Origin of the sequence: Micromonospora sp. SL1-18 (assembly GCF_047921505.1) — a bacterium.
Classification (GTDB): Bacteria; Actinomycetota; Actinomycetes; order Mycobacteriales; family Micromonosporaceae; genus Micromonospora.
The window spans coordinates 23,808-49,419 of record NZ_JBLROA010000045.1; the positions used below are offsets into that span (position 1 = coordinate 23,808).

The 25,612-nt window shown below is 73.1% G+C and carries 27 protein-coding genes and 1 pseudogene; 11 read left to right on the forward strand and 17 right to left on the reverse strand.

Annotation, left to right across the window (positions count from 1 at the left end; all coding sequences use genetic code 11):
• Positions 1–17: 17 nt before the first annotated feature.
• On the reverse strand, positions 18–275 hold the full coding sequence (locus ACNAW0_RS20680) for a glutaredoxin family protein (RefSeq protein ID WP_416289585.1): 258 nt from the start codon (positions 273–275) through the stop codon (positions 18–20).
• 545 nt (positions 276–820) lie between these two features.
• Here ACNAW0_RS20680 and ACNAW0_RS20685 point away from each other — a divergent pair.
• The 3 genes from ACNAW0_RS20685 (at position 821) to ACNAW0_RS20695 (ending at position 3,985) form a co-directional block, all read left to right on the forward strand.
• Positions 821–1,837, forward strand: coding sequence for an ECF subfamily RNA polymerase sigma factor, BldN family (locus ACNAW0_RS20685; protein WP_416289586.1), 1,017 nt, complete (start codon positions 821–823; stop codon positions 1,835–1,837).
• Between the two features lie 293 nt (positions 1,838–2,130).
• A complete protein-coding gene (locus tag ACNAW0_RS20690) occupies positions 2,131–3,000 on the forward strand; it encodes a DUF5667 domain-containing protein (protein WP_416289612.1) in 870 nt (289 codons plus the stop codon).
• A 103-nt stretch (positions 3,001–3,103) separates the two neighbouring features.
• A complete protein-coding gene (locus ACNAW0_RS20695) occupies positions 3,104–3,985 on the forward strand; it encodes an HAD family hydrolase (protein ID WP_416289587.1) in 882 nt (293 codons plus the stop codon).
• A 161-nt stretch (positions 3,986–4,146) separates the two neighbouring features.
• On the opposite strand, the gene ACNAW0_RS20700 is transcribed toward ACNAW0_RS20695, so the two are convergent.
• From ACNAW0_RS20700 to ACNAW0_RS20735, 8 genes are all read right to left on the reverse strand, one after another.
• Complete coding sequence (locus ACNAW0_RS20700; RefSeq protein ID WP_416289613.1) at positions 4,147–5,028, reverse strand: lysophospholipid acyltransferase family protein; 882 nt, start codon at positions 5,026–5,028, stop codon at positions 4,147–4,149.
• A 230-nt stretch (positions 5,029–5,258) separates the two neighbouring features.
• Complete coding sequence (locus ACNAW0_RS20705; protein WP_416289588.1) at positions 5,259–6,332, reverse strand: NAD-dependent epimerase/dehydratase family protein; 1,074 nt, start codon at positions 6,330–6,332, stop codon at positions 5,259–5,261.
• Between the two features lie 120 nt (positions 6,333–6,452).
• A complete protein-coding gene (locus ACNAW0_RS20710) occupies positions 6,453–6,554 on the reverse strand; it encodes a 30S ribosomal protein bS22 (protein ID WP_007465623.1) in 102 nt (33 codons plus the stop codon).
• A 220-nt stretch (positions 6,555–6,774) separates the two neighbouring features.
• Positions 6,775–6,984 carry a helix-turn-helix domain-containing protein gene (locus tag ACNAW0_RS20715; RefSeq protein ID WP_089005106.1) on the reverse strand — a complete coding sequence of 70 codons (210 nt, stop codon included), beginning with the start codon at positions 6,982–6,984 and terminating at the stop codon, positions 6,775–6,777.
• Between the two features lie 235 nt (positions 6,985–7,219).
• Positions 7,220–8,404, reverse strand: coding sequence for an ABC transporter permease (locus ACNAW0_RS20720; RefSeq protein WP_416289589.1), 1,185 nt, complete (start codon positions 8,402–8,404; stop codon positions 7,220–7,222).
• Positions 8,401–9,216 carry an ABC transporter ATP-binding protein gene (locus ACNAW0_RS20725; RefSeq protein ID WP_416289590.1) on the reverse strand — a complete coding sequence of 272 codons (816 nt, stop codon included), beginning with the start codon at positions 9,214–9,216 and terminating at the stop codon, positions 8,401–8,403. Before ACNAW0_RS20725 ends, ACNAW0_RS20720 begins: the two co-directional genes overlap by 4 nt.
• The gene (locus ACNAW0_RS20730) at positions 9,213–10,604 is read right to left on the reverse strand and encodes an efflux RND transporter periplasmic adaptor subunit (RefSeq protein WP_416289591.1); all 1,392 of its coding nucleotides are present in this window, start codon (positions 10,602–10,604) and stop codon (positions 9,213–9,215) included. The genes ACNAW0_RS20725 and ACNAW0_RS20730 overlap by 4 nt, the downstream gene beginning before the upstream one ends.
• Positions 10,605–10,652: 48 nt before the next feature.
• Positions 10,653–12,011 (reverse strand): hypothetical protein, encoded by a 1,359-nt coding sequence (locus ACNAW0_RS20735; protein ID WP_416289592.1) that lies wholly within the window; start codon positions 12,009–12,011, stop codon positions 10,653–10,655.
• Positions 12,012–12,051: 40 nt separating this feature from the next.
• Between ACNAW0_RS20735 and ACNAW0_RS20740 the strand changes: the two are divergent.
• Positions 12,052–12,213: pseudogene (locus ACNAW0_RS20740) on the forward strand (VOC family protein); the annotation flags it as partial.
• Position 12,214: 1 nt separating this feature from the next.
• Here the strand turns inward: ACNAW0_RS20740 and ACNAW0_RS20745 are convergent.
• A complete protein-coding gene (locus tag ACNAW0_RS20745; protein WP_416289593.1) occupies positions 12,215–13,135 on the reverse strand; it encodes a proline dehydrogenase family protein in 921 nt (306 codons plus the stop codon).
• Positions 13,136–13,290: 155 nt separating this feature from the next.
• Between ACNAW0_RS20745 and ACNAW0_RS20750 the strand changes: the two genes are divergently transcribed.
• From ACNAW0_RS20750 to ACNAW0_RS20760, 3 genes are read left to right on the forward strand one after another with little or no spacing between them, the layout of a single operon-like run.
• Positions 13,291–13,548, forward strand: coding sequence for a hypothetical protein (locus tag ACNAW0_RS20750; protein WP_416289594.1), 258 nt, complete (start codon positions 13,291–13,293; stop codon positions 13,546–13,548).
• A 1-nt stretch (position 13,549) separates the two neighbouring features.
• Complete coding sequence (locus tag ACNAW0_RS20755; protein WP_416289595.1) at positions 13,550–14,716, forward strand: glutathionylspermidine synthase family protein; 1,167 nt, start codon at positions 13,550–13,552, stop codon at positions 14,714–14,716.
• A 19-nt stretch (positions 14,717–14,735) separates the two neighbouring features.
• Entirely contained in the window at positions 14,736–15,311 is a 576-nt protein-coding gene (locus ACNAW0_RS20760; RefSeq protein WP_416289596.1) for a CGNR zinc finger domain-containing protein, read from the forward strand.
• A gap of 46 nt (positions 15,312–15,357) precedes the next feature.
• Here ACNAW0_RS20760 and ACNAW0_RS20765 read toward each other — a convergent pair whose 3' ends face one another.
• Entirely contained in the window at positions 15,358–16,164 is an 807-nt protein-coding gene (locus tag ACNAW0_RS20765) for a sugar phosphate isomerase/epimerase family protein (protein WP_416289597.1), read from the reverse strand.
• Between the two features lie 76 nt (positions 16,165–16,240).
• Positions 16,241–17,185, reverse strand: a complete 945-nt coding sequence (locus ACNAW0_RS20770) for a Ppx/GppA phosphatase family protein (RefSeq protein WP_416289598.1) — start codon at positions 17,183–17,185, stop codon at positions 16,241–16,243.
• Between the two features lie 74 nt (positions 17,186–17,259).
• Between ACNAW0_RS20770 and ACNAW0_RS20775 the strand changes: the two genes are divergently transcribed.
• Both ACNAW0_RS20775 and ACNAW0_RS20780 read left to right on the forward strand, forming a co-directional pair.
• Positions 17,260–18,069, forward strand: coding sequence for a hypothetical protein (locus ACNAW0_RS20775; RefSeq protein ID WP_416289599.1), 810 nt, complete (start codon positions 17,260–17,262; stop codon positions 18,067–18,069).
• A gap of 37 nt (positions 18,070–18,106) precedes the next feature.
• A complete protein-coding gene (locus ACNAW0_RS20780) occupies positions 18,107–18,262 on the forward strand; it encodes a hypothetical protein (protein WP_416289600.1) in 156 nt (51 codons plus the stop codon).
• 48 nt (positions 18,263–18,310) lie between these two features.
• Here the strand turns inward: ACNAW0_RS20780 and ACNAW0_RS20785 are convergent, their stop codons facing one another.
• The 5 genes from ACNAW0_RS20785 to ACNAW0_RS20805 are packed head-to-tail and all read right to left on the reverse strand — an operon-like array spanning position 18,311 to position 23,110.
• A complete protein-coding gene (locus ACNAW0_RS20785) occupies positions 18,311–19,477 on the reverse strand; it encodes an MFS transporter (protein WP_416289602.1) in 1,167 nt (388 codons plus the stop codon).
• Positions 19,478–19,492: 15 nt separating this feature from the next.
• Positions 19,493–19,885: a universal stress protein gene (locus ACNAW0_RS20790; RefSeq protein ID WP_416289603.1), complete on the reverse strand. Its 393-nt coding sequence runs from the start codon at positions 19,883–19,885 to the stop codon at positions 19,493–19,495.
• Positions 19,882–21,384: a tripartite tricarboxylate transporter permease gene (locus ACNAW0_RS20795; protein WP_416289604.1), complete on the reverse strand. Its 1,503-nt coding sequence runs from the start codon at positions 21,382–21,384 to the stop codon at positions 19,882–19,884. Before ACNAW0_RS20795 ends, ACNAW0_RS20790 begins: the two co-directional genes overlap by 4 nt.
• Positions 21,384–22,106 carry a tripartite tricarboxylate transporter TctB family protein gene (locus ACNAW0_RS20800; protein ID WP_416289605.1) on the reverse strand — a complete coding sequence of 241 codons (723 nt, stop codon included), beginning with the start codon at positions 22,104–22,106 and terminating at the stop codon, positions 21,384–21,386. Before ACNAW0_RS20800 ends, ACNAW0_RS20795 begins: the two co-directional genes overlap by 1 nt.
• Positions 22,103–23,110, reverse strand: coding sequence for a Bug family tripartite tricarboxylate transporter substrate binding protein (locus ACNAW0_RS20805; RefSeq protein ID WP_416289606.1), 1,008 nt, complete (start codon positions 23,108–23,110; stop codon positions 22,103–22,105). The genes ACNAW0_RS20800 and ACNAW0_RS20805 overlap by 4 nt, the downstream gene beginning before the upstream one ends.
• Positions 23,111–23,209: 99 nt before the next feature.
• Here ACNAW0_RS20805 and ACNAW0_RS20810 point away from each other — a divergent pair, with 99 nt between their 5' ends.
• Both ACNAW0_RS20810 and ACNAW0_RS20815 read left to right on the forward strand, forming a co-directional pair.
• Positions 23,210–24,868, forward strand: a complete 1,659-nt coding sequence (locus ACNAW0_RS20810) for an ATP-binding protein (RefSeq protein WP_416289608.1) — start codon at positions 23,210–23,212, stop codon at positions 24,866–24,868.
• The gene (locus ACNAW0_RS20815) at positions 24,865–25,539 is read left to right on the forward strand and encodes a response regulator (RefSeq protein WP_416289609.1); all 675 of its coding nucleotides are present in this window, start codon (positions 24,865–24,867) and stop codon (positions 25,537–25,539) included. The genes ACNAW0_RS20810 and ACNAW0_RS20815 overlap by 4 nt, the downstream gene beginning before the upstream one ends.
• Positions 25,540–25,612 lie beyond the last annotated feature (73 nt).

Sequence of the window (25,612 nt, forward strand, 5' to 3'; positions counted from 1 at the left end):
TGCACGATAAGGGCCGGTCAGAGCTGCGGGGTGGTCAGGTCCCGCAGCAGGCGATCCTCCTCGACCCGCCAGTAGCCGTGTTCCTTGCCGTCGAGCAGCACCACCGGCAACCGGTCGCCGTACTCGCGCTCCAGCTCGATGTCGTCCGTGACGTCCTTCTCGAGCCAGCGATCGCCGGTGACCGCCACCACCCGGTCGAGCGCCACCTTCGCGTCCTCACACAGATGGCAGCCGGGCCGGGTGATCAGGGCGAGCCGGGCGTCACTGCTGGACATGGGGAACCTCCGTGCGGATCTGGGTCGGCGGCGCCGGTGCCGGTGCTGCCGCCGGGCGGGGCCAGGCTACGCCCACAGTGTCCGAGCAGCTCCTCCGCCGTCACCGGCACGCCGGCCGCCCGGCCGCGCCCGAAACCTTGCCGGCCCACGGCGACACGCCCGAGGGCAGTACGGAAATCGCATTGACCAGGAGTTCCATTCGGGACCGGTCGCGATGCGAAAGTCAACCACACACGACGGACAACCGGTCCGCCATCGGTGCGACGGGACGGGAAATACTTCCGCTCTGTGTAACGGACTTGCCACGCGAGGGTGACGTTGGCCCCTATCATCACTCGGGTCGGCTCACCCCATTTGCAGTGAGTCGACACCCCTCAGCCCGAGGAGGCCCCCGTGCCTGTGAGCGCATTGGACCAGCACCTCAAGGGGATCTGCCGCGCGTCGGCACGCCCCGGAACGGCCCTGCCCGGCCCGGGCGTACGCGGTCCCGCCGCGACGCCGCGACGGCCGGTGCCGCCGTGCCCCATGTGGATCGGGGAGGCCCGGTGACCACCTTCGGTTACGCGGAACGACCGGCCGGTGTGACCGGCCCGACCCAGCGAACACCGGTCAACGAGCGGGTGGAGTCCCGCGCCTCCGGCGAGGGGACGTCGGGCCTCGCGGTGCGGGGTGAGGGGGCGGCCCGGCGGGTCCGCAACCGCACGTACCACAACGAGGCGCCGCCGCGACCGGTGGTGCCCGGCGGCAACGCGAAGCCCGCCGCCAGCCGCCTGGGCACCCCGTCCCGGCCGGCCATGCCGACGCAGGGCCGGCGCGTCGGCGACAGCCCGGCGGCCACCGACCTGTCGGCCGGTGAGACCGCCGTACTGCCAGCGGTGCCCGCCGCCGAGACCGCCGTGCTGCCGGCGGTGCCCGCCGCCGACACGGCCATCCTGCCGGCGGTGCCCGCCGCCGCGACCCCGACCACGGGCTACCCGAGCCGCCCCGATCCGTCCGACCCCGCGACAGAGGTGTGGGCGCTGGTCGAACGGGCGCAGGCCGGCGAGGCCGAGGCGTTCGGCCTGATCTACGACCGGTACGTCGACACGGTCTTCCGTTTCGTCTACTTCCGGGTCGGCAACCGCCAGCTCGCCGAGGACCTCACCTCCGACACCTTCCTCCGGGCGCTCAAGCGAATCGGCAGCTTCACGTGGCAGGGGAGGGATCTGGGCGCCTGGCTGGTCACCATCGCCCGCAACCTGGTCGCCGACCACTTCAAGTCGGGGCGGTACCGGCTGGAGGTCACCACCGGCGACGTGCTCGACGCCGACCGCGAGGACCGGGGGCCCGAGGGCAGCCCGGAGGCGGCGGTGGTCGAGCACATCACCAACGTCGCGCTGCTCACCGCGGTGAAGAAGCTCAACCCGGAGCAGCAGGAATGCATCGTGCTCCGCTTCCTCCAGGGCTTCTCGGTGGCCGAGACGGCCCGCGCGATGGGCAAGAACGAGGGCGCCATCAAGGCGTTGCAGTATCGGGCGGTCCGGGCCCTGGCCCGGTTGCTGCCCGACGGCTTCCAGCCCTGACCAGCAACCTCCCGAACCCCCGCATGGCGGCCTGCGGGGGCCGCCCACGCGTGCCCCTCGACGCCAGTGACGACGATCACCCTTCGTGATTCGCCGCCGCGGCCCCCGTAACCGGCGACCGGCGCGGCCCGTTTCTCCGGGTGCGACCAGTGGTTGTCCCGGCGTCCCCCGGGCCACCCGGTCCGGCGGGAATGGTGGGCCGTCCTCGGTCGACCGTCACGTCACGCTGCCACCGGTCGCTGGTGAAGACGACGGCCGAGGCGGCCGTCGACCAGCGAGAGGGGGTGCCCGCGGTGGACAGCAACCTCTTCTCCCGTCGGCGTGCCGAGCGCTTCGCACAGCTCCTCGACGAGGCCAACGGCGGCCGACGGCACCACGTCCGTTCCCGGGCCGACGACGAACTCGCCGCGCTCGTCGCGGTGGGCCAGCAACTCGCCGCCGACCGGCCGGCCGTCGAGGTCGACGCGGAATTCCGCACCGGGCTACGCGCGATGCTGATCGCCACCGCAGAGCGGGAGGGCGTCGGTGCCCCGGCCAAGCCGGAGACCGCCGCGACGGGCACCGGCATACGCGGATCGCTGCTGCCGGCCGTGACCGGTCGACGCGCCCGTGCCCGGGGCGCGATCCTGGTCGGGGTGGCCGCCGGGGCGATCGCTCTCTCCGGCATCTCCGCCGCCAGCGAGAACGCGCTGCCCGGCGATGCCCTCTATGGCATGAAGCGCTCCACCGAGCGAGCCCAGCTCGCCCTGGCCAGTTCCGACCTCAGCCGGGGTCAGCTCTTCCTCGACTTCGCCCGTACCCGGCTCGACGAGGCGGCCACCGTGCGCGGCGACCGGATCGGCTTCAGCGTCGTCCTGGACGACATGGACGCCGACATCCGGCGGGGCGTACGCCTGCTGACCACTGTGGCCACCCAGCGCTCTGATCCGGCCGGACTGAACGCGATCGACGGGTTCCTCACCGGCCAGCGGCGGGCGGTCAGCGGGCTGCTCGACCGGGCCGACCACGTCGAGCGGGACCGCACCCACCGGTCACTGGCCCTTCTCGACGACGTGGCGAGCCGCGCTGCCGGGATCCGCGCCGCGATCGCGTGTGGACTGCCGGCACCGGTGGCCAGCGATGCTCTCGGCCCGACCCCGGACGCCTGCCCCGCCGACCGCTGACCGTCCACGGCGCACTTCCGGCCGCGCGGACAGCCGCCCGTCGCACACCACCGGATAGGCTCGCCGGTGGGGGAGGCACGCGGTCGTCGAGGGAGGAGGTCGCATGGCCCGGACCCGGAAGGTGACGGCCAGCACCGACGCTCGCGGCCACACCGCCGGCTGGTCGGAGACTCCGGAGGCGACGGTGGCGGCCTCGGCACCCGGTCCCACCACCACCGCCGCCTTCTTCGACGTGGACAACACGATGATGCAGGGCGCGTCGATCTACTGGTTCGCCCGGGGGCTGGCCGCCCGGAAGTACTTCACCACCGGCGACCTGGCCCGGTTCGCCTGGCAGCAGGCCAGGTTCCGGCTGTTCGCCACCGAGGACGCCGGCGACATGTCGCAGGCCAAGGAGGCCGCGCTCGCCTTCATCAACGGCTGGCGGGTCGAGGACGTGGAGCGGCTCGCCGAGGAGATCTTCGACGAGCTGATGGCCCCGCGGATCTGGGCCGGCACCCGCAGGCTGGCGCAGCGGCACCTGGACGCGGGTGAGCGGGTGTGGCTGGTCAGCGCCGCCCCGGTGGAGATCGGTCGGGTGATCGCGGCCCGGCTCGGGCTGACCGGGGCGATCGGTACCGTCGCCGAGGTGGTCGACGGGGCGTACACCGGCCGGCTGGCCGGCGACCTCATGCACGGCCCGGCCAAGGCCGAGGCGGTGGCCCAGCTCGCCGCGTTCGAGGGGCTGGACCTGGGCCGCTGCGCCGCCTACAGCGACTCTGCCAACGACCTGCCGATGCTCTCCGTCGTGGGTCACCCGGTGGCGGTCAACCCCGATCCGGCGCTGCTGCGGCAGGCCCGCCGACGCGGCTGGGGAATCCACGATTTCCGCACCGGGCGCCGGGTGGTCCGGATCGCCGTACCGTCGACCGCCGTCGCCGGGCTGCTCGCCGGCGCGGTCACCGCCGGCCTGGCCCTGCACCGCCGCCGCCACCGCGCCGGCTGACCGCCGCGCCTCCTCGACCGCCGCCCTGCCTCGTGGGAGGCGACAACTTCGGGGAACCTGCTGCTTCCCCGGCCGCAGGAGGCAGCAGGTTCCCAGCAGGTTCCCCGATGTTGCGCGGACCTTGGGCCGACGTGGGCGCAGCCCGTGCCGTATCGGGTTGGTCAGGGGCCGAACGGGTCGGGGCGGCGTTCGAGCAGCTTGTGCAGGGTCTGCTGGATGGTCTCCCGCACCTGGTCGGCGAGGTTGAACACGACCAGCGGGTCGTCCGCCGAGTCGCGCAGGTGCGCGGTGGGGATCGGTGGGCAGAACTCGATCAGCCACTTGCTGGGCAGCGGCACCATGCCCAGCGGCCCGAGCCAGGGGAACGTCGGCGTGATCGGGAAGTAGGGCAGCTTGAGCAGCCGGGCGAGCGGCTTGATGTCGGCGAGTATCGGATAGATCTCCTCGCCACCGACGATCGCCACCGGCACGATCGGCGTGCCGGTACGCAGGGCCGCCGAGACGAAGCCACCCCGACCGAACCGCTGGAGCTTGTAGCGGTCGGCGTAGAGCTTGCCGACCCCCTTGAACCCCTCCGGGAAGACGCCGACCAGCTCACCGTTGCCGAGCAGTCGTTCCGCGTCCGTGTTGCAGGCCACCGTGCCGCCGGTCTTGCGGGCGATCTCGGAGACCACCGGCATCCGGAAGACCAGGTCGGCGCCGAGCAGCCGCAGGTAGCGGTGCGCCGGGTGCTGGTCGTGCAGCACGGTGGACAGCACCAGCGCGTCCAACGCCACCGCGCCGGAGTGGTTGCCGACCACCAGGCCGGGCCCGGAGTCCGGCACGTGCTCCACGCCGCTGACCTCGGTGCGGAACCAGTCCCGGTAGAGCAGCCGGATCAGCGGGTGGAAGACCGCGTCGGTCAGGTCCGGGTCGAAGCCGAACTCGTCCACCTCGTAGTCGCCGGCGAGCCGCCGCCGCAGGAAGGCGAGACCCTTGGCGACCTTGCGGTCCCAGTGGTCCCCGGGCCGGTCCACCACCGCTGGCGCGGGCGGCGCGACCACGACGCCGGCCTCCGGCACCGCTGCCGGCTCTGTCCCCGGCTCCGCCACCGGTTCTGTCCCCGGCTCCGCTGCCGGCTCGTCAGCGGAGGTGTCCGGCTCGTCGGTCGGCGCCGGGTCGGCGGCGGCCGCCGAGGTGCGCCGGTGTCCGTTGCGCCGCGCCGGCTCCGCGTCCGGCCCCGGCACGGTCAGTGGTACGTCGTAACGGGCCACGCCCCGCTCGTCGGCCCCGCTCACGACCGCTCCCGTACGGCGGACCGGACCTGCCGGATGCCCTGCAGCACCAACTGCTCGGCGGCGGCGAGGTGGTCCCGGGTCACCACCACGCCGCCGTGGTGGGCACGGATGAAGTCGTCGAAGGCAGCGGCGGTCGAGCGGGGCGTGAAGTCGAACTCCCGCTCGAGGCTGGTGGTGTCCACCACCCGGCCGTGCACGAAGAGGTCGACCTGGTCCAACCCGTAGCGGCCGAAGCCCAGGCTGCGGGCGATGGCGACGGCTCCGGAAAGCCCCGGCTCCAGCACCGGTACGGCCACCCGGCCCGCCCGACGGATCGCCTGCGACAGCGAGAGCACCCCCGGACCGGCGACGTTGTACGTCCCCGGATGCTCCTCGGCGACCGAGCGGTGCAACACCTCCAGGGCGTCGTCGAAGTGGACGAACTGGAGCCGCGGGTCGCGCCCGAAGACGGTGGGCACCACCGGCTGCGAGAAGTAGCGGGTCAGCGTGGTGTCCGCGGTGGAGCCGATGAACGGCGCGAAGCGCAGCACGGTCGCGGTGACGTCGGGCCGGCGGCGGCGGAACCCGCGGACGTACCCCTCGATGTCGAGGATGTCCCGGCCGAAACCGCCGCGCGGCACCTCGCGCGGCTCGGTCTCCTCGGTGAAGACGGCAGGGTCGCGGAACGACACCCCGTACGCGGCGGTCGAGGACCGGACCACCAGCTTGCGCAGCCGCGGCGCCCGCTGGCAGGCGGCGAGCAGCTGCATGGTGCCGATGACGTTCTGTTCCTTCATCGCCGCCCGGCCGCCGTGCTGCGGGTCGGGTGCGGTGACCAGCGCCAGGTGCACCACCGCGTCGACGTCGAGGTCGATGAGCAGGCCGCCGAGCGAGTCGACGTCGAGGCGGACCCGCTCGATCCCGTCGAGCAGATCGGTGAACTCGGGGACGGGCGCCGCCGGGTCGACCCCGATGACGCGCTCGATGCGCGGGTCGGCGGCGAGGCGGGCGGCGACGTGCGCGCCGAGGTAGCGGCCGACCCCGGTCACGACGACAACCCCCGGAGCACCGGAGGTGCCACCGGGGGTCATGTCGTGCGCCTTGCCCGGCAAGCGGGATCGAGCCGGGACGTCCACGGCCTGATCACCTGTGCCTCCGAGGGTCGACAGTTGGCAAGTGATGCCGGGTGCCGGGCCGGAGCCCGGCCCCGGTCACTTGCCGAGACGGCGACGCTGGACGCGGGTCTTGCGCAGCAGCTTGCGGTGCTTCTTCTTAGCCATGCGCTTGCGGCGCTTCTTGACCACCGAGCCCATACGACAGCCTTTCGATGCAACGTGCGGGGCGGACCAGGTGACACCACCGCGGGTGGCGCCGGTGACCGCTTGCGGACAACGGACCGGACCAGCGTGGCGGGCAGGGCGCACCGGCGTGCGGTCACGATCGGGGTCCAGGGTAGCGGGAGCGTGTCAGCAGGACCAACGCGCCCCCGTCGATGCCCGTTACGTCGCACTCGACGGCCTGGCCGGCGGCGTGTCAGGCGGTCTCCTGAAACGCGCCCCGCAGGTACTCGTGCACGGCGTGCTCAGGCACCCGGAACGATCGGCCGACCCGTACCGCGGTCAACTCACCGCTGTGCACGAGGCGATAGACCGTCATCTTGGACACCCGCATCACCGTCGCCACCTCGGCGACGGTCAAGAACCTGACATCCGACAGTCGACCGTCGGACTGCGACCCGGCCATGGCTCACCAACCCAATCCCATGCCCGGCGCGTGCCGCCGGGCGGGTTGCTCCCGTCGCGACGAGCGACGCGCGTGTTACCAGTACGGTAGCGGGGCGGCTGTGACCGGCGCGATCCCTTCTTGCGTTTGATCATGGATCGGCCACCGTTTCCCCGCTGTTGACCTGGCGTTTTCCACCCGTAAGGGCGCCACGTCCGGTTCCGGGTGCGTGCCCGCACAGCGGCCGGTCGGTGCGTCACTCGGCCCGCAGCGCCACCACTGGGTCGAGCCGACCGGCCCGCTGCGCCGGGACCACCCCGAAGACGATGCCGACCGCGGCCGAGACGCCGAAGGCAAGCGCCAGCGACCACCAGGTGATCGCGGCCGGGATCGGCGAGACCGCGTCGACCAGCAGCGCGGTACCCACCCCGAGCGCCATCCCGGTCAGCCCGCCGAGCGAGGTGAGCAGCACCGCCTCCAGCAGGAACTGCACCCCGATGTCCCGGGGCCGGGCGCCAACCGCCTTGCGCAGGCCGATCTCGCGGGTCCGCTCGCGTACCGACACGAGCATGATGTTGGAGACCCCCACCCCGCCGACCAGCAGCGAGATGCCGGCGATCGCGGCCAGTACGCCGGTGAGCACCCCGAGGATGTCGCCGAGCACGCCGAGGATCTGCTGCTGGGTCACGGCGCTGAACTCGGTGTCCGGGTGCCGGCGGGACAGCTCCGCGACGATCCGCTCACCGAGTTGCTCGATCCCCTCCCGGTCGGGAGCCTTGACCGCGATGCCGTCGATCCGCTGGGTGCCCCAGAGCCGCTGGGCGGCGGTGACCGGTATGTGCACCTCGTCGTCCCGGTCCACGCCGAGGCTCTGGCCGAGCGGGGCGAAGACTCCGACCACCCGGAACCGGACCCCGGACAGGGCGAGCTGCTGGCCGAGCGGGTCCCGGTCGGGGAAGAGCGCCCGGGCCACGGACGCCCCGAGCACCGCGACCCGCCGGCTGGTGTCCACGTCGGCCCCGCTGAGGTAGCGGCCCCGGGCCAGCGAGCGGGTGAAGACCGCCGGGGTGGTCTCCAGCACGCCCTGGACGGTGCTGAAGTCGGAGCGGGTGCCGGCGCGGACGGTCGCGCCGGAGGTGACGGTGACGGCCACCCGTCCCGGGTCGCCCACCACCCGGGAGACCGCGTCCACGTCCTTCAGATCCAGCGGGGAGACCACCGGGGCGGTGCCGACCTCGAGCTTCCCGGGGACCACCAGGAGCAGGTTGGAGCCGAGGCCCTCCACCTGCTGCTCGACCTTCTGCTTGGTGCCGGTGCCGATGGCCACCAGCAGTACCACCGAGGCAACCCCGATGATCACCCCGAGCATGGTCAGCGCGCTGCGCATCCGGTTGGCCCGCAGCGCGTCCGACGCCACCCGCCAGGCCTCGGTGATCCTCACGACCCGCCCCCGGACGGGCACCCCGGGCCGCTGACGTACGCGGACCGGGGCCCCGCGCTGGGAGCGTCGTCCAGTGTCGCAGGTCCACCCACAGCGCCGGACAGCGGTCGATCATGATCGGTGTCGGACCAGATCAGGCCGTCGCGTACGGCGATCCGCCGGCGTGCCCGGGCCGCCACATCCTGGTCGTGGGTCACCATCACCAGGGCCACCCCGGACTCGGCGTTCAGCCGTTCGAGCAGCTCCAGCACCGCCTCGCCGGTGGCGGTGTCCAGGTTGCCGGTGGGCTCGTCGGCGAGCAGCACCGCCGGGTCGGTGACCAGGGCACGGGCGATGGCCACCCGCTGCTGCTCACCGCCGGAGAGCTGGTTGGGCCGGTGGTCGAGCCGGTGCCCGAGCCCGACCCGGCCGAGCATCGCCGCCGCGTGTTCCCGCCGCTGCCGTGCCCCGATCCCCCGGTAGACCAGCGGCAGCGCGACGTTGTCCACCGCGGACGTCCGGGGCAGCAGGTGGAACGCCTGGAAGACGAAGCCGATGGTCGCGTTGCGCAGCGTCGCCAGCTCGGGCGCGGTGAGCGTGGCCACGTCCCGGCCGCCGATCACCAGCCGGCCGCCGGTCGGCCGGTCCAGCCCGCCGAGCAGGTGCATCAGGGTGGACTTGCCCGAGCCGGAGGGCCCGATCACCGCCACGTGCTCGCCGGGGGCGATGGTGAGCGACACGCCGCGCAGGGCGGGCACGGACACGCCGTCCAGCTCGTACGTCCGGGACACGTCGACCGCCTCGATCGCCGGCACCCCGGCCGGCAGGATCATTTCAGTTCCTGCCCGTCGCGGACCCGGTCGGTGCCGCGCACCACGATCCGGTCGCCGGCCTGCACCCCGCTGACGATCTGCACCAGGTCCTGGCCCTGCACGCCGACCGTCACCGGCACCCGGTCGACCTTCCCGTCCCGCAGGACCCACACCGCGTCCCGGCCGTCGGCGGAGAAGAGCGCCGTGGCGGGTACGGCCACCGCGTCGGCGGCCTCGCGTACCCGGAGGTGGACCACGGCGTTCATGCCGGGGCGGGGAGCCGGGGCGGGTTCGCCCTCGCCCAGCCGCCCGGTGCCGAGGCTGAGGCGGACCCGATAGGTGACGCCGCCGCGGGCGGAGCTGGTGGGCAGCACGTCCACCGAGCGGACCGTGGCGTCGTAGCTCGCGCCGGTCACCGCGTCCAGCTCCACCGAGGCGGGCAGGCCGACCCGGACCAGCAGCACGTCGGTCTCGTCGACCTCGGCGAGCAGGCCGAGTTCGCCGAGGTCCACGATGGTGAGCACGGGGGTACCGGCGGTGACCCGGCCGCCCGCCGGCACCGCGTCGTCCACCCCGGGCGGCGGGCCGCCCTGTGCGCCGGCACCGAGGGCCGACGGGCCGAGTCCCGCCGCGCCGCCGCCCGCCGCGCCGAGCAGGTTCGTGAGGTCGGTCGGGGCGGTTCGGGTGCCGCCCGGCTGCACCACCCCGGCGATCGGGGCGCGCAGGGTCAACGCGTCGACGGTCGCCTTCGCCAGGTCGTACGCCTGCTGTGCCTGGAGGCGCTGCGCGGTCGACAGCGCGCCGACAGCGCTGTTCAGCCCGGCCACCCCGCGCTGCACGGCGGCGACCGCCCGGTCGGCGGCGCGGGCGGCGGACTCGTACTGCTGCTGCGCCGAATCGACCTGGAGCAGCAGCGCGGACCGCAACTGGGGGTCGGCGATCTTCCCGGCGGCCTGGCGCGCGGCGTCGAACGCCTCGGCGGCGGCCTGGTCCGTGCCGCGCCGGTGCCCGCTCAGGTCGCCCACGCCGACGCCCCGGCCGGCCCGCTTGGCCGCGCGCAGCGCTTCGCGGGCCTGCTTCAGCCGGTCCTGCGCGGACGGCGAGTCGATCACGGCGAGCACCTGACCTCGGGCGACCCGCTGACCGGGCTGGACCCGCAGGCTGGCCAGCGTGCCGTCGGCGGGCGCGGTGAGGGTGGCGGCGGCCCGGGCGCTCACGGTGGCCGGCGCGTCGATCACCTCCACGACTTCGGAGCGGCCCACCTGGGCCAGGGTGACACCAGACTTGTCGTCCGCGCAGGAGGCGGCGGTGGTGCCGGTCAGGGCGACGACGGCGAGGAACGCGGTGAGCAGGCGGGGGCGGGTGGCCGCGGGCAGTCGCGGCGGGTGGGGGCGGGCCACCCGGCCCATGCTACGACCCGTCGACCACGACCGACCCGACGGTAACGGGCCGCCTGTTCAGCCGGCGACCGCGCGGAGGTAGTCGACGCAGTCGTCGTGCAGAGCGGGCCAGGGGTCGCCGAACACCTGGTCGGCGGCGTCGTCCAGGGACCGGTGCTCGTGCACCACGGTCCGGAAGAAGTCGAGCATCCGCTGCTCGCCGTACCGGTCGACCAGGTGGCGTACGGCCAGGTAGCCGACGCCGTAGGCGCCGCCGACCCGGTCGTCGGCCGCGTCGTCGGCGGGCGTCAGGGAGTCGAGCCGGCCGTCCCATCCCCCGCGGACGAGCTTCCGCACCTCGGCCAGGCCCTCGTAGCGGTTCATCGGCTGGCCGTCCGCGCCCGCGTACTCGGCCAGCCCCTCCACCAGCCACCAGTTGGACCGGTCGGAATAGCCCCCGTCGGGCAGCGACGCGGCGTGGGTCAGCTCGTGCCGGAGCAGCTCGTCCACTCCGCTCGGGGTGACGCTCCGCGCGTTCAGCACCACGTCGTAGTGTCCGCCGCCGACGTCGACCGCGTACCCGGCCGTCCACTTCGGTCGGCCGCCGCCGTACCAGCGCTGCCACTCGGCCTGCCCGGCGTAGAAGACGAGGTAGCGGTCCGGCGGGGTGCCGGTGACCGCGTACCGGTCGGCGACCTGGGCGGCGGCGTCGGCCTGGGCGAGCAGCCCGGGAAGCTTGGCCCGCAGCGCGGGCGTGGTGGCCACGAGGGTCCGCTTCCCCACCGCCACGGCCAGGTTGCTCACCTCCCAGGGCCGGGCCCCGGCCGACGTCACCCGGGACTCCTCGACGGCGACCAGCCGGGGCTCCGCCCCGACCAGCCGCCACCGGGTGCCCATCGCCACCGTGCTCGGCGTGCAGTCCGGCACCACGAAGCAGTAACCGACGGTCACCGTCAGCCGCCACTCCCCCGGTCGCCCGTCCACCGCCGTCGGCACGTCGTCCGCCTCCGGCCGCCATACCGTGACCCGGAGCGCCCGCAGCGCGGTGTACCGGCGGGTGAGGGCGGGGCGGGCGGCCGGCTCGGCGACGGCGAGGAAGCCGGCCGGGTCGCCGCCGAGCAGCGCGGTGGCCTGGCGGTCGAGCTGCGCCGTCATCCGCGCGCCGAGGCGCCGCGCCGCCGCCGTGGCCGCGTCGTCCTTCCGGCCCGCCGCCGGCCGCCCGGCCGCATCCCCCACCAACCCGAGCAGGAGTACGCCGGGAACACCGCACGCCACCAGCGCGAGCACCAGTGCCAGCGCGGTCCAGAGCGGCCAACGCCGGCGGGGACGCGACGCTGCGCCGCTCGGCGCGGCGGGCTCGTCGGCTGCGGGTGGGCGGGCCGGTTGTTCTCGGCTGCTTCCCGCCGGGCCGGGGGCCTGCTCGTCACCGTCGGTCACCGGCGAAGGGTACGACCAATCGGGTGATCCGGCCAGAGCCCACCTGGACGGGCCGGTCGACGACGACCTGGTCGACAGACTGGAACGGGCCGGCGGGACCAGGGTCTCCGCCGGCCCGTACTGGGACCGCTGGGGGGTGACGTTCGCCGACCCGGACGGCTACCGCCTGGTGCTGAGCACCCGGGCCTGGTCGAACGGCTGAGTCACTTCTTGGAGACGAGCGCGCGGCCGAAGAACATCAGGTTGGCCGGGCGCTCGGCCAGGCGGCGCATCAGGTAGCCGTACCACTGGTCGCCGTAGGGGACGTAGGTGCGCACCGTGTACCCCTCGCCGACCAGCCGCTTCTGCTCCTCCGGGCGGATGCCGTACAGCATCTGGAACTCGAAGCGGTCCGGGTCGCGGTCGAACCAGCGGGCCCGGTCCTCGCCGATGGCGATCAGGCGCGGGTCGTGGGTGGCCAGCATCGGGTGGCCGTCGCCGGACATCAGCACGTTCATGCAGCGCACGTACGACTTGTCCACCTCAACGGCGGACTGGAACGCCACGGACTCCGGCTCCTTGTACGCGCCCTTGCAGAGCCGTACCCGGGATCCGGCACCGGTCAACTCCCGGCAGTCCGACTCGGTACGCCGCAGGTACGCCTGGAGCACCGCGCCGGTCGACGGGTGGTCCTTGCGCAGCTTGGCCAGGATGTCCAGCGTCGAGTCGGTGGTGGTGTGGTCCTCCATGTCCAGGGTCACCGTGCTGCCCGCCGCGTCCGCCGCCGCGCAGATCGCCCGCGCGTTGTCGTACGCGAGCTGCTCGTCGAACATCTGGCCGAGCGCGGAGAGCTTCACGCTGACCTCGGCGGCCGGGGTGAGCCCCGCGGCGGCGAGCAGCCGCAGCAGCTTGAGGTATTCGTCCCGGGTGGCGTTCGCCTGCTCCGGGGTGACGGTGTCCTCACCGAGGTTGTCAAGGGTGACCACGAGGCCGTCGGCGACGAGCTCGCGGGTCGCGCGCAGCGCGTCGTCGGTGCCGGTGCCGGCGACGAACCGGCGGACGACGTCCCGGGTGAACGGGGCCGTCGCGACGAGCCGCTCGACCTGGGATGACCGGGCGGCGGCGAGGATGACGGAACGGAGCATGGGCCGAGCGTAACGCCCGTCCGCCGACCCACGCCGGGCGCGGCGGCCAACGTCACGCTCCATCCCGTACAAGGGAAAAGGAAGAACCCATAGCGGCTCACGAACGCCTCCTCCTTGCAGCCGGGTGGCTGGCGCGGATGGGCTACAACGAGCACGTGGAACGACACCCTCGACGCCGGTTCCGGTCGGCCACCGTGCAGCTCGGCGCGCTGACCGCGCTGGCGCTCACCCTCACCGCCTGCAACAACGATGATGACGACTGTGCCCGTGGCGCGGCCGGGGGCGGCGGCGACACGGTCGCGCTGGCCCTCCGGGTTCCCGGTCCGGCCGCCGCCCGGGACAAGCCCGCGCCGGTCGCCGCGCTGCCCGAACGGGGCGGCTTCGGCACCCACCTCGCCTCGTGCGGCGGCTGATGTGCGGCGCGAGGCGAGCACCGAGCGCCCCGACTGGGACGCCACCATCCGCTCCCAGGGCCTGGTGTACGTCGACACCGAGCTGCCCGACGGCGGGGTGATGTCGTACTGGGACGAGACCGCCGCGTACGCCTTCGAGCTGGACGAGGTGCTCCGGCTGGAGGAGGCGACCGAGGAACTGCACCGGATGGCGGTGGCCGCCGCCGAGCACGTGGTGGCCCGCAACCGGTACGCCGAGTTCGGCATCCCCGCCTGGGCCGCCGAGGCGGTTGCCCGGTCGCTGCGCGAGGCCCCGCCGACCCTCTACGGCCGCTTCGACCTCTGGTACGACGGCAGCTGGCCGCCGAAGCTGCTGGAGTACAACGCCGACACCCCGACCGCGCTGGTCGAGGCGAGCATCGTGCAGTGGTACTGGCTGGAGCACACCCGGCCCGCGGCGGACCAGTGGAACAGCCTGCACGAGCGACTGGTCGGGGCGTGGGCGAAGATCGACGCCGGCCTGCATGACCGGCGGGTGCACGTGGTCTGGTCCGACGAGGAGGAGTCGGGCGAGGACCAGATCACCGCCGGCTATCTGGCCGAGACGGCCCGTCAGGCCGGGCTGGACGTCACCCTCATGCCGATCCAGGAAATCGGCTGGGACGGGCGGCGCTTCGTGGACGCCGCGGACCGGCCGATCAACACCTGCTTCAAGCTCTATCCCTGGGAGTGGATGCTGGCCGAGCCGTACGGGCCGCCGGCGCTGGCACCGGGCACCCCGACGACCTGGATCGAGCCGGCCTGGAAACTGCTGCTGTCGAACAAGGCGCTGCTGGCGATGCTCTGGGAGCTGTACCCGGGCCACGACTACCTGCTGCCGGCGTACCTGGACTCGCCGCGCGGGATGACCGAGTACGTGGCGAAGCCACTGCTCGGCCGGGAGGGAGCTTCGGTACGTATCGTCACCGCTGGCACCGAGATCGCCAATCCGGGGAGTTATGGCGACGAGGGCTTCTGTTACCAGGAGTTCCGGGCGTTGCCCGAATTCGCCGGGCACCACATGGTGCTGGGCAGTTGGATCATCGACGGCGAATCCGCCGGCGCCGGTGTACGGGAGAGCGCGAGCCTCATCACGGACGGTTATGCGCGGTTTCTCCCCCACTACATCGACGCGCCGCGGAGCGCGTGAGTCGTCTACCGTTGGTGTCGTGAACTTCGACGCGTACGCCCGGACCGGCGTTGACCTCGTCAACGCCCGCCTGGACGACCTCGACGACCTGCGGGCCCTCATTCCCGACGACAACGCCTGGATGCGCGAAGAGGTCGCGGACCGGGACCTGGCAATCTTCCGGCGAGCGCAGAAGCGCCTGCGCGACGTCTTCGAGTACGGCACCTCGGGGCGGGACGCCGAGGCCGTGGCGGAGCTGAACGCGCTGCTGGAGGCGTTCCCGGTGCAGCCGCGCATCTCCGGCCACGACTCCAGCGACTGGCACATGCACGTGACCAGCCGGGGCGCCTCGGTCTCGTCGGAATACCTGGCCGGCGCGGTCTGGGGCCTGTCGGTCTGGCTCTGCGAGTACGGCAGCGCCCGGTTCGGCGTCTGCGCCGACGAGCGCTGCGGCAACGTCTACCTGGACACGTCCTCGAACTGCTGTCGGCGGTTCTGCTCGGAGCGCTGCGCCACCCGCTCCCACGTGGCCGCGCACCGGGCCCGAAAGCGCGCCGCGGTCGGCGACCAACTCCCGGTCCCCGCCCAGCCCGAACCCCTCACGCCGGTCAGCTGACCACCCCGCCTCGCCCGCTGGAGCCGGCGGGCGGGGGCCGGCGCGGTCAGGCGTCGACCGGGGAGGGGGCGGTGAGGTTGGCGCGGGCGAACTCAAGGGCCTCGCGGAGGTCAGCCTCGCGGACCGCGCGGCTCTTCGCGCCCCGGGTGGTCACCTCCACCGCGACCGAGCCGGTGAAGCCCCGGCCGGCCAGCGAACGGAGCAGCTCCGCGCAGGGCTGGCCGCCGCGCCCGGGCACCAGGTGCTCGTCGCGCCCCTCGCCGGTGCCGTCGCCCAGGTGCACGTGCGCCAGGGCGGACCCCATCCGGTCGGCCATCGCCAGCGCGTCGGTGTGCGAGGCCGCGCAGTGCGACAGGTCCAGCGTGTACGAGGCGTAGCCGGTGTCGGTCGGATCCCAGCCGGGCACGTACGGGACGAACTGCCGGCCGGCCATCCGCACCGGGTACATGTTCTCCACCGCGAAACGCAGCCCGCCGAACTGGCCGGCGATCTGGTCAAGGCCCTCGGCGAAGTTGCGCGCGTAGTCCCGCTGCCAGGTGAACGGCGGGTGCACCACCACCGTCGGGGCCTCCAACGTCTCGGCCAGCTCGGCGGCCTTGCGCAGCCGCTCCCACGGGTCGGAGCTCCACACCCGCTGGGTGACCAGCAGGCAGGGCGCGTGCACCGAGAGGACCGGGACGCCGTAGTGGTCGGCCAGGCCGCGCAACGCGCCCGGGTCCTGGCTCACCACGTCGGTCCAGACCATCACCTCGACGCCGTCGTACCCGAGCGCCGAGGCCATCTGGAACGCCGCCGCGGTCCGCTCTGGGAAGACCGAGGAACTGGACAGGAGCACCGGGACGCGGGTAGTCACACCCCTCAGGGTAGCCGCCCCCGTCACCGGGCATTGGGACGAGCAGCCGCAAAGCGCCCAGACCGACCTCTCGTGATCACATCGGCGCGAGCTGATCAAGCCGGCAGAGGATGACCCCCTCCCGCAGCGCCCACGGGCAGATGTCCAGGCGGTCCACATCGAGCCGGCGCATCAGCGCGTCGGCCACCACCGCACCGGCTAGCAGCTGGTGGGCCCGCCCGGTGCTCACCCCCTCCAACTCGTGCAGCTGCCCAGGCGGGATGTGCCGGATGAAGCCGAGCACCTGCCGCAGCCCGGTCCGGGTCAGGCTGCGCGGGGCCCACAGACCCGCCCCGGAGGGCGCCGCGCCGGCCAGCCGGGCCAGCATCCGGAACGTCTTCGAGGTGGCCACCGGACGCTCCCAGCCCACCTCGGCGAGCTGTTTCGCCGCCGGCTCGAGCAGCGTGTCGACGTACTCCCGCAGTTCGTCGACGGCCTCGGCGGACGGCGGCACGGTGCCGGCCGGGTCGACCCGTAGCCACTCGCGGCTCAGCCGACCGGCGCCCAGCGGCAGCGAGATCGCCACCTCCGGGTCCTCGTCGATGCCGGCGGCCAGCTCCAGCGAGCCGCCGCCGATGTCCACGACCAGCAGCCGGCCGGCGGACCAACCGAACCACCTCCGCACCGCGAGGAAGGTCATCCGCGCCTCGTCCGCGCCGGAGAGCACCTCCAGGCGTACGCCGGTCTCGGCGCGGACCCGGGCCAGCACCTCGCCGGCGTTGGTGGCGTCGCGGACCGCGCTGGTGGCGAACGCGAGCAGATCCTCAACATCCAGCCCGTCCGCCGCCGTGCGGGCCATGCCGACAGCCTTGACCAGGCCGTCCGCTCCCGCCTCGGTGAGCGCGCCGCCCGGGCCGATCTGCTCGGCCAACCGGAGCACCACCTTCTCCGAGTGCGCGGGCCAGGGGTGGGCGCCGTGGTGGGCGTCGACCACCAGCAGGTGCACCGTGTTGGAACCGACGTCGAGGACACCCAGTCGCATGCTGGCGAGCCTAGGGCCAACACGTTTCGTCGGCTCGCCGGCCAGGCCAGCTCACCCCGCGTACGCTGGTCCGGGTGACAGGCCAGATCGAGCTTCATGTGCTGGTAGACGACCCCGACGACCCGCGCAGCCGGGAAGTGGAGCTGGACTTCCCCCGGGAGTGGATCGAGTTCGTCGACCCGGCGGACGAGAAACACGTGATCCGCGCCGACCTGACCTGGCTGCTCTCCCGGTGGACCTGCATCTTCGGCAAGGGCTGCCACGGCATCATCGCCGGCCGCGCCGCGGACGGCTGCTGCTCGCACGGGGCGTTCTTCACCGACTCCGACGACGAGAAGCGGGTCCGCGCCGCGGTCAAGCGGCTCACCCCGGAGACCTGGCAGCACTTCCGCAAGGGCTTCAAGAACTGGACCGAGAACGACACCGTCGACGGCAAGAACCCGGCCCGGCGTACGGCCACCCGGGACACCGACTCGCCGTGCGTCTTCCTCAACGACGCCGACTTCCCCGGCGGGGGTGGCTGCGCGTTGCACGCCCAGGCGCTGCGCGACGGGGTGCACCCGCTGGAGCACAAGCCGGACGTCTGCTGGCAGCTGCCGATCCGCCGGGACCAGGACTGGCACAAGCGGCCGGACAACACCAAGGTGCTGATCTCCACGCTGGCCGAGTTCGACCGGCGCGGCTGGGGCGCGGGCGGGCACGACCTCGACTGGTGGTGCACCTCCTCCACGGACGCGCACGTCGGTGCCGAGCCGATGTACGTCTCGTACGCCCCGGAGCTGGCCGCGCTGATCGGCGCGCCCGCGTACGCGAAGCTGGCCGAGCTGTGCGCCGCCCGCCTGCGCCAGGGCCAGGTCGCCCCCCACCCGGCCAGCGAGGAATAAGCCGCAAAGATCCGGGTGCCGTTGCTACCGTCGCCGCATGGTGCAACAGCCGGACTTCGCGCACGAGGACGTGCCGCCCCGGACGGATGACGCCGAGGAGTCGGCGGCCGATCAGTACGCCGAGCGGTGGGACGGGGTCACTGACGAGATCATCGAACGGCACGCGCCACTGCTCGCCGGGCTGATGAGGTGACGGGCCGAGGCGAGATCAGCAGTCTTCATGGTTGTCCTCTTCGCTCAATCAGGGCCGGTGGCGGTGCAGGCCGGTGGCGGCCATGGCCGCGCCGGCCAGGCCCGCGGCGGTGCAGGCGAGGACGCCGGCAGCGCCGGCTCCCGCCGCCAACACGCCGGCGGCGCTGGGGATGAGCACCTGCCCGAGCCGGTTGCCGGTCAGCCGCAGCGACATCGCCCGGCCGCGCAGCCCCGGCGAGGCCACCTCGGCCAGGAACGACATGGTCAGCGGCTGGCCCGCGCCGAGCCCGAGGCCGGCGACGGTGACCACCACCGCCATCACCCAGAACGGCAGCGGCGGCAGCAGCAGGCCGAGCCCGGCGGCGGAGAGCGCCACGGTGCCGATGAGCAGCGCCCGCCGGCCGATCGCCGCGACCAACCGGCCGAGCAGCAGCCGGGACGCCATCGAGGCGACGGCCCGTACGCCGAGCAGGACGCCGATCGAACCGGCCGCGATGCCGCGTTCCGCCCCGAGCGCGGGCAGGTAGACCAGGGTGATGTCGACCGCCGCGAGGACGACGCAGCTCACCGTGAGGGCGCGGACCAGCCCGGGCTGGCGGAGCAGTTCCCGCATCCCGCCCGCCGCCGGCCCGGTCGCCCGCCGGTGATGCCCGGACGGGCGCAGCAGCGCCGCGGCGGCGAGCAGCGGCACCGCGAGCACGGTGGCGCCGAGGAAGATGCCCCGGGTGTCCGGGATGGCACGGTCGCCGCCGAAGACCACGATCAGGGCCGGACCGAGCGCCTGGCCCAACGAGGCGGCGAAGGTGTAGTAGCCGAACGCCGCGTCGTACCGGTGCGCCGGGGTGCGGTTGGCGACCAGTGCCTGCTGGGCCACCACCGCGCAGAGGTGCGCGGTACCGAGCAGCATGCTGGCCACCACCAGGCCGGCCACCGAGCCGGCGAGCAGCACGAAGCCGAAGCCGGCGGCGGCGAGCAGGGCCGACCCGGCGAGCGCGATCCGGCGCTCGCCGAACCGGTCGACCGCGTGCCCGCTGGGCACGGCCAGCACCAGCGGTACGACGGCGAAGCTGGCCCCGAGCACGCCCAGCCAGGCCCCCGGCACGTCCAGCTCCAGCGCCCGGTACGCGGACGCCGGCCGGAGCATGAAGGTGACCGCCTGCACCACGATGGTGTGCGTGAGCAGCAGGGTGGTCTGGGCGCGCCCGGGAGCCGTCAAGCCCCCGGGCGCCACTCAGCCGGCCTTCACCGCGAGCACCGGGCAGGGCACCCGGAGCAGGATCTCCTGCGCGGTCGATCCCATGATCAGCTTGCCGACCGGGGTGCGGTGCCGAATGCCGATCACCACCAGCGACACGTCCTCCGCCTCGACGATCTCGACGATCTCCTCGGCCGCGTCCCGCCCCCGCATGAGCTGCCGCACGTTGTGCGGTACCCCGGCGGCGACCAGTTCGCGGACCACCCGGTCCAGGTCGGCCTCCTGGGCGAGGCGCGGGTCGGCGTACGCGTCGCCGCGCGAGGTGTTCACCACCAGCAGCGGCTCGTCGCGGAACCGCGCCTGCTCGATCGCGGCCCGCAGGGCCGCCTCGCCGAGTGGCGAGGGCACGTAACCCACCAGGATGGTCATCCGGTCACCAACCTTCCCCGCAGCGGCCGGACCACGAACCGACCGATCAGCGGCCAGAGCAGCACCACCAGGACGGCGGCGTAGATCACCCAGGACACCCAGCCGCCGATCAGGCCGTGCAGCTCGCCGCCGGAGAGCTGCAGCGCCCGCCGGCCCTGCAGCTCGGCGCGCGGGCCGAGGATGATGCCGACGATCAGCGGCAGGATCGGCAGGCCGAAGCGGCGCATGCCGAAGCCGAGCAGGCCCAGGGCGAGCAACAGGAACAGGTCGAACGGCTGGGCGTTGACCGCGTACGCGCCCATCGAGGCGAAGAAGATGATCCCGGCGTACAGGTACGGGCGCGGGATCCGCAGCAGGCGCGCCCAGGCCGGGGCGAGCGGCAGGTTGAGCACCAGCAGCAGCAGGTTGCCGATGAAGAGGCTGGCGATCAGCGTCCAGACCAGCGTGGACTCCTGCTCGAAGAGCAACGGCCCGGGCTGGATGCCGAACTGCTCGAAGGCGGCCAGCATCACCGCGGCGGTGGCGTTGGTGGGCAGGCCGATCGCCAGCATCGGCACCAGGGTGCCGGCGGCCGAGGCGTTGTTGGCCGCCTCCGGCCCGGCGACGCCCTCGATCGCGCCCCGGCCGAACTCCCCCTTGTGCTTGGAGAGCTTCTTCTCGGTGATGTACGACAGGAAGGTGGGGATCTCCGCCCCACCCGCCGGCACCGCACCGAACGGGAAACCGAACGCGGTGCCGCGCAGCCAGGGCTTCCAGGACCGCTTCCAGTCCTCCCGGCCCATCCAGGGCTGGCCGACCGGGATCACCTCACCGGACTTGCGGCGCAGGTGGGCGGCGATCCAGAGCGCCTCGCCGACGGCGAAGATGCCGACCGCCACCACGACCACGTCGATGCCGTCGATGAGCTGCGGGATCCCGAAGGTGAGCCGCTGCTGACCGGTCTGATCGACCCCGATCACGCCGATGGTCAGGCCGAGCAGCAGCGAGGCGAAGCCGCGTACCCGGGACGCGCCGAGCACTGCGGTGACCGCCACGAACGCGAGCAGCATCACCGCGAAGTAGTCGGGCGCGCCGAGGCTGACCGCGAACGACACCACCGGCGGGGTGACCACCACCAGCAGCAACGTGGCGATGGTGCCGGCGACGAACGAGCCGATCGCGGCGGTGGCCAGCGCCTGGGCGGCGCGCCCGGCCTTGGCCATCTTGTTGCCCTCGATGGCGGTCACCACCGAGGACGATTCGCCGGGGGTGTTGAGCAGGATCGAGGTGGTCGAGCCGCCGTACATGCCGCCGTAGAAGATGCCGGCGAACATGATGAGCGCCGAGGTCGGCCCCATGCTGTAGGTGACCGGCAGCAGCAGCGCCACCGTCATCGCCGGGCCGATGCCGGGCAGGACACCGACCGCGGTGCCGATGGTCACGCCGAGCAGCGCGATCAGCAGGTTCATCGGGGTCAGCACATGACCGAACCCGTCGAGCAGGTTGCCCAGGTTTTCCATCACAGGATCCCTTGCAGTACGCCGGCGGGCAGGTTGACACCGAGCCCGATGGCGAAGGCGTAGAACGTGATCAGCGACAGCGCGACGGAGATCAGCAGGTTCCGGAAGTAGTGGCGGTTGCCGAGCGCGTACGCCGAACCCCAGAAGAGGATCGTCCCGCTGATCACCCAGCCGAGCCGGTCGATCAGCACCGCGTTGACCAGGAACGCCCCGATCAGCAGCAGCACGGTACGCCAGTCGATCCGGGTGCTCAGGTCGACGTCCTCGCCGGCCTCCGGCTCACCGGCGCCGCCGCGGGCCACGTCCACCGCGTAGACCGCGGCGACGATGAGCAGCAGCACGCCGAGCAGGATCGGCACCGGCTTCGGGCCGATCGGGTCCGCGCTGTTGATCGCCCGCCCGATGCGCGTGGTCGCGTCGAAGATGACCAGCGCGCCGACCAGGGCCAGGAACGCGCACATCCCGTACTGCGCCCGGTCCCGCCTGGGCGTTGGGCTCTCGACCGCCGGCCCGTCACCGTCCGGCACGTCGCCTGCGGGTGCCACCGCTCCGGCGCGCTGCCCCGCCGTAGCGGCAGGCGGCGGCTCCGCGGCCGGCGCGGGCACGGGGGGCAGGCCGCCCATCTCCCGGTCCGGCGGCGCCGCCTGGTCCGGCACGATTGATGCGGCCGGCCGGGGCGGCTGGTCGCCGCCCCGGTCCGGTCGGGTCGTCCTGTCGGTCATGCCAACCCGAGCTGCTTGAGGATGTCGGCAACCGCCTTGTCCTGCTCGGTCAGGAACGTGCCGAACTCGTCACCGGTGACGAACGCGTCGGTCCAGCCACGCTTCTTCAGCTCGGCCTTCCACTCCTCCGACTCGTGCATCTTCGTCAGCACGTCGATCCAGACCTTCTTGTCCGCGTCGCTGATCCCGGGCGGCGCGACGATGCCCCGCCAGTTGGTGAAGACCAGGTCGATGCCGGAGGACTTCAGCGTCGGCACGTCCTTGAGCACCTCGATCGGCGCCTCGCTGGTCACCGCGAGGACCCGGATCTGGCCGGCCTCGACCTGCTTGAGGAATTCGCCGAAGCCGCTGGCGCCGAAGGCCACCTTGCCGCCGAGCAGGGCCGGCAGCAGCTCGCCGCCGCCGTCGTACGAGACGAAGTTGACCTGGCGCGGGTCGATGCCGACGGCCTTGGCGAGCTGCATGGGCAGCAGGTGGTCCGGGCCGCCGGGCGACGAGCCGCCACCGACCGCGATCTTCTTGGGGTCGGCCTTCCAGGCCGCGACCAGATCGTTGATGTTCTTGTACGGGGAGTCCTTCGGCACCACGATCGCGCCGGCCTCTTCGATCATCTTGGCCAGCGGGGTGGTCTGGGTCAGCGTCGCCGCCGACTTGGAGGTGTACGAGGCACCGACCACGCCCAGCCCCATCTGCATGGCGAGCTTGCCGTTGCCCTTCTCGTTCACGGTCCGCTGGAGGCCGACCGTGCCGCCCGCGCCGGGCAGGTTGAACACCTGCACGCCGGTGGCGATCTTGGCGTCCTCCATCACCTTCGCGGCGGTGCGGGCCGTGGTGTCGTACCCGCCGCCGGGGCTGTTCGGGACCATGATCCGCAGTCCGGTGACCGGCTTGCCGTCGGCGCCGGAGCCGGCCCCACCCTTGTCGGCGGTGGCACCGCAGGCGCCCAGGGCGAGCGCTGTGGCGGCGGCCACGCCCATGACCAGCAGGTTTCTCCTATTTGCCATCATGTTTCTCTTCCGTTTCGAATGAGTCCGGCGGCAAGATGGTGGCCTCCGAGCAGGTCGTCTGTCTGCGTTGTGTCACCAGCGGAAGTTGAGGTCTTTGTGGTCGCGGTCACGTCCCGGCGGCGTACGCTCGCCGGGCAGCTGCTCGTGCTCCAGCTCGCGATCATCGTCGTGGTGCTGGTGGCGGTGGCTGCCGTCTCGCTGGCCCAGTCCGCGGCCACCTTCAACCGCGTCGAGGGTCGCCGGGTCGCCGCCCTCGGCGAGGAGCTGGCCAGCAATGCCCTGCTCCGGGGTTGGCTCAACCAGCCCGCGCCCGGCGAGGCGATCGCCCCGCTGCTGCAGAACACGCGGATCCGGTCCGGGGTGACCACCGTGACCGTGGCGAACGACCGCGGCCGGGTGGTCAGCTCGACGGACCCGACCCTGGTCGGCAGCCCGGTGTTACTCGGCGATCCCCAGGTGGCGCAGGGCCGGAGCTGGTTCGGCGAGCTGGAGGTCGACGGGTCGCAGGAGCTGGTGGCCCAGGTGCCGGTGCTCGGAGACCGGAAGGGGGAGAACCTCGGACGGTACCTGGGCGTGGTGGTCGTCGGCGAGGCATCGCCGACCTGGTCGCAGCGACTGGTCGGAGCCTCGTCGTACCTCTTCACCTACCTCGGCATCGCCAGCGGCCTGGGGGTGATCGGATCGTGGCTGCTCGCCCGCCGGATCAAGCGGCAGACCCTCGGCCTGGAGCCCCGGGAGATCGCCGGGCTGGCCGAGCACCGGGAGGCACTGCTGCACGGCATCGCCGAGGGGGTCATCGCGCTGGACCCGCAGCAGCGCGTCACCCTGGTCAACGCGGTGGGCCGGCGGCTGCTCGACCTGCCCGAGGACTGCCTCGGCCGCAGCCTCCGCGAGCTGCGGATCAACGGCCGGCTGCGGGACGTGCTGGCCGGCACCGGCAGCGGCCCGGAGGCCCGGGACCAGGTGGTGGTCCGGCGCGGCCGGGTGCTGGTGATGAACCGGATGACGGTCCGCAAGGACGGCCGTCGGCTCGGCTCGGTCACCACCCTGCGGGACCGTACCGAGCTGGCCCGGCTGGAGCAGGAGCTCGGCTCGTTCCGTAGCACCACCGACTTGCTGCGAGCCCAGACCCACGAGTTCGCCAACCAGTTGCACACCATCTCCGGGCTGATACAGATCGGCGAGTACGACGAGGTGGTCCGGTACGTGGACGCGCTCAGCCGGCACCGGGCGTCGCTCGACCTGACGGTCACCAGCCGGATCCACGACACGGCGATCGCGGCGCTGCTCATGGCGAAGTCGGCGGTGGCCGCGGAACGCCGGGTGGAGCTGCGGATCTCCGAGCGGACCGGGCTGGACCGGATGTCGGCGGAGCTGTCGGCGGACGTCGCCACGGTGCTCGGCAACCTGGTGGACAACGCGCTCGAGGCGGTGGCGGGCGGCCGGGAGGCGGCCGGCGACCCGGCGGAGCGCCCCGCCTGGGTGGAGGTCGAGCTGCGCCAGGACGCCGCCTCGGTGGAGATCGTCGTACGCGACAGCGGCCCCGGGGTCGCGCCGGAGCTGGCACAGGAGGTCTTCACCCACGGCTTCACCACCAAGGCGGCCCAGGGCGGCGAGCGGGGCATCGGCCTGGCGCTCACCCGCCTGGTCTGCCACCGTCGCGGCGGCGAGGTCGCGGTGGCAAACACCGAAGAGGGCGCGATGTTCACCGCGCGGATCTCGGTGCTGCCCAGCGTGTTGGAGGGAGCGCGATGATCGACGTGCTCGTCGTCGACGACGACTTCATGGTGGCCCGGATCCACCGCGGTTTCGTCGAGCGGATCGACGGCTTCCGGGTGGTCGGCACCGCCAGCACCGGCGAGCAGGCCGTAGCCGCGGTCGACGAGCTTCGGCCCCACCTGGTCCTGCTCGACCTCTACCTGCCCGACATGTTCGGCCTGGACGTGGTGACCCGGCTCCGGGCCGCCCGACACGACTGCGACATCCTGGTGATCAGCGCCGCCCGGGAGGCCGAGACGGTCCGCCGGGCGGTCCGCTACGGTGCGGTCAACTACCTGCTCAAACCGTTCGGCTTCGACGAGCTGCGTGCCCGGCTGGAGCAGTACGCCGCCCGCCGCGCCGCGCTGCGTGCGGCGGTGGTCGCCGACCAGGCCGACGTCGACCGGGTACTCTCCCGCAGCGGCTCGCTGGCCGTCGCCCCGGCCCTGCCGCGCGGGCTCAGCCCGGAGACCGCCGAGCTGGTGGAACGCGCCCTGCGCGAGCACGACGGCACCCTGTCAGCCAGCGAGTGCGCCGACCGGGTGGGCATCTCCCGGGTCAGCGCCCGTCGCTACCTCGAGCACTTCTCGGGTACGGGACGTGCCGAGGTGAGCCTGCGCTACGGCGCGGCCGGCCGGCCCGAGCGGCGGTACGCCTGGGTGGCGTGACCTGCTTCTGTCTGGGCTGGTCTGGAGACGCCGCTGGCCGGCACCCGTGGTGGGGTGCCGGCCAGCGTTTCAG

Excerpts from the sequence above, each read along its gene's own strand:
- ACNAW0_RS20800 (WP_416289605.1), bottom strand. The coding sequence starts at position 22,106 with ATGACCGACAGGACGACCCGACCGGACCGGGGCGGCGACCAGCCGCCC.
- ACNAW0_RS20680 (WP_416289585.1), bottom strand. The coding sequence starts at position 275 with ATGTCCAGCAGTGACGCCCGGCTCGCCCTGATCACCCGGCCCGGCTGC.
- ACNAW0_RS20730 (WP_416289591.1), bottom strand. The coding sequence starts at position 10,604 with ATGGGCCGGGTGGCCCGCCCCCACCCGCCGCGACTGCCCGCGGCCACC.
- ACNAW0_RS20705 (WP_416289588.1), bottom strand. The coding sequence starts at position 6,332 with ATGACCCCCGGTGGCACCTCCGGTGCTCCGGGGGTTGTCGTCGTGACC.
- ACNAW0_RS20710 (WP_007465623.1), bottom strand. The coding sequence starts at position 6,554 with ATGGGCTCGGTGGTCAAGAAGCGCCGCAAGCGCATGGCTAAGAAGAAG.
- ACNAW0_RS20725 (WP_416289590.1), bottom strand. The coding sequence starts at position 9,216 with ATGATCCTGCCGGCCGGGGTGCCGGCGATCGAGGCGGTCGACGTGTCC.
- ACNAW0_RS20780 (WP_416289600.1), top strand. The coding sequence starts at position 18,107 with ATGGTGCAACAGCCGGACTTCGCGCACGAGGACGTGCCGCCCCGGACG.
- ACNAW0_RS20770 (WP_416289598.1), bottom strand. The coding sequence starts at position 17,185 with ATGCGACTGGGTGTCCTCGACGTCGGTTCCAACACGGTGCACCTGCTG.
- ACNAW0_RS20795 (WP_416289604.1), bottom strand. The coding sequence starts at position 21,384 with ATGGAAAACCTGGGCAACCTGCTCGACGGGTTCGGTCATGTGCTGACC.
- ACNAW0_RS20815 (WP_416289609.1), top strand. The coding sequence starts at position 24,865 with ATGATCGACGTGCTCGTCGTCGACGACGACTTCATGGTGGCCCGGATC.
- ACNAW0_RS20695 (WP_416289587.1), top strand. The coding sequence starts at position 3,104 with ATGGCCCGGACCCGGAAGGTGACGGCCAGCACCGACGCTCGCGGCCAC.
- ACNAW0_RS20715 (WP_089005106.1), bottom strand. The coding sequence starts at position 6,984 with ATGGCCGGGTCGCAGTCCGACGGTCGACTGTCGGATGTCAGGTTCTTG.
- ACNAW0_RS20805 (WP_416289606.1), bottom strand. The coding sequence starts at position 23,110 with ATGGCAAATAGGAGAAACCTGCTGGTCATGGGCGTGGCCGCCGCCACA.
- ACNAW0_RS20745 (WP_416289593.1), bottom strand. The coding sequence starts at position 13,135 with ATGCTCCGTTCCGTCATCCTCGCCGCCGCCCGGTCATCCCAGGTCGAG.
- ACNAW0_RS20790 (WP_416289603.1), bottom strand. The coding sequence starts at position 19,885 with ATGACCATCCTGGTGGGTTACGTGCCCTCGCCACTCGGCGAGGCGGCC.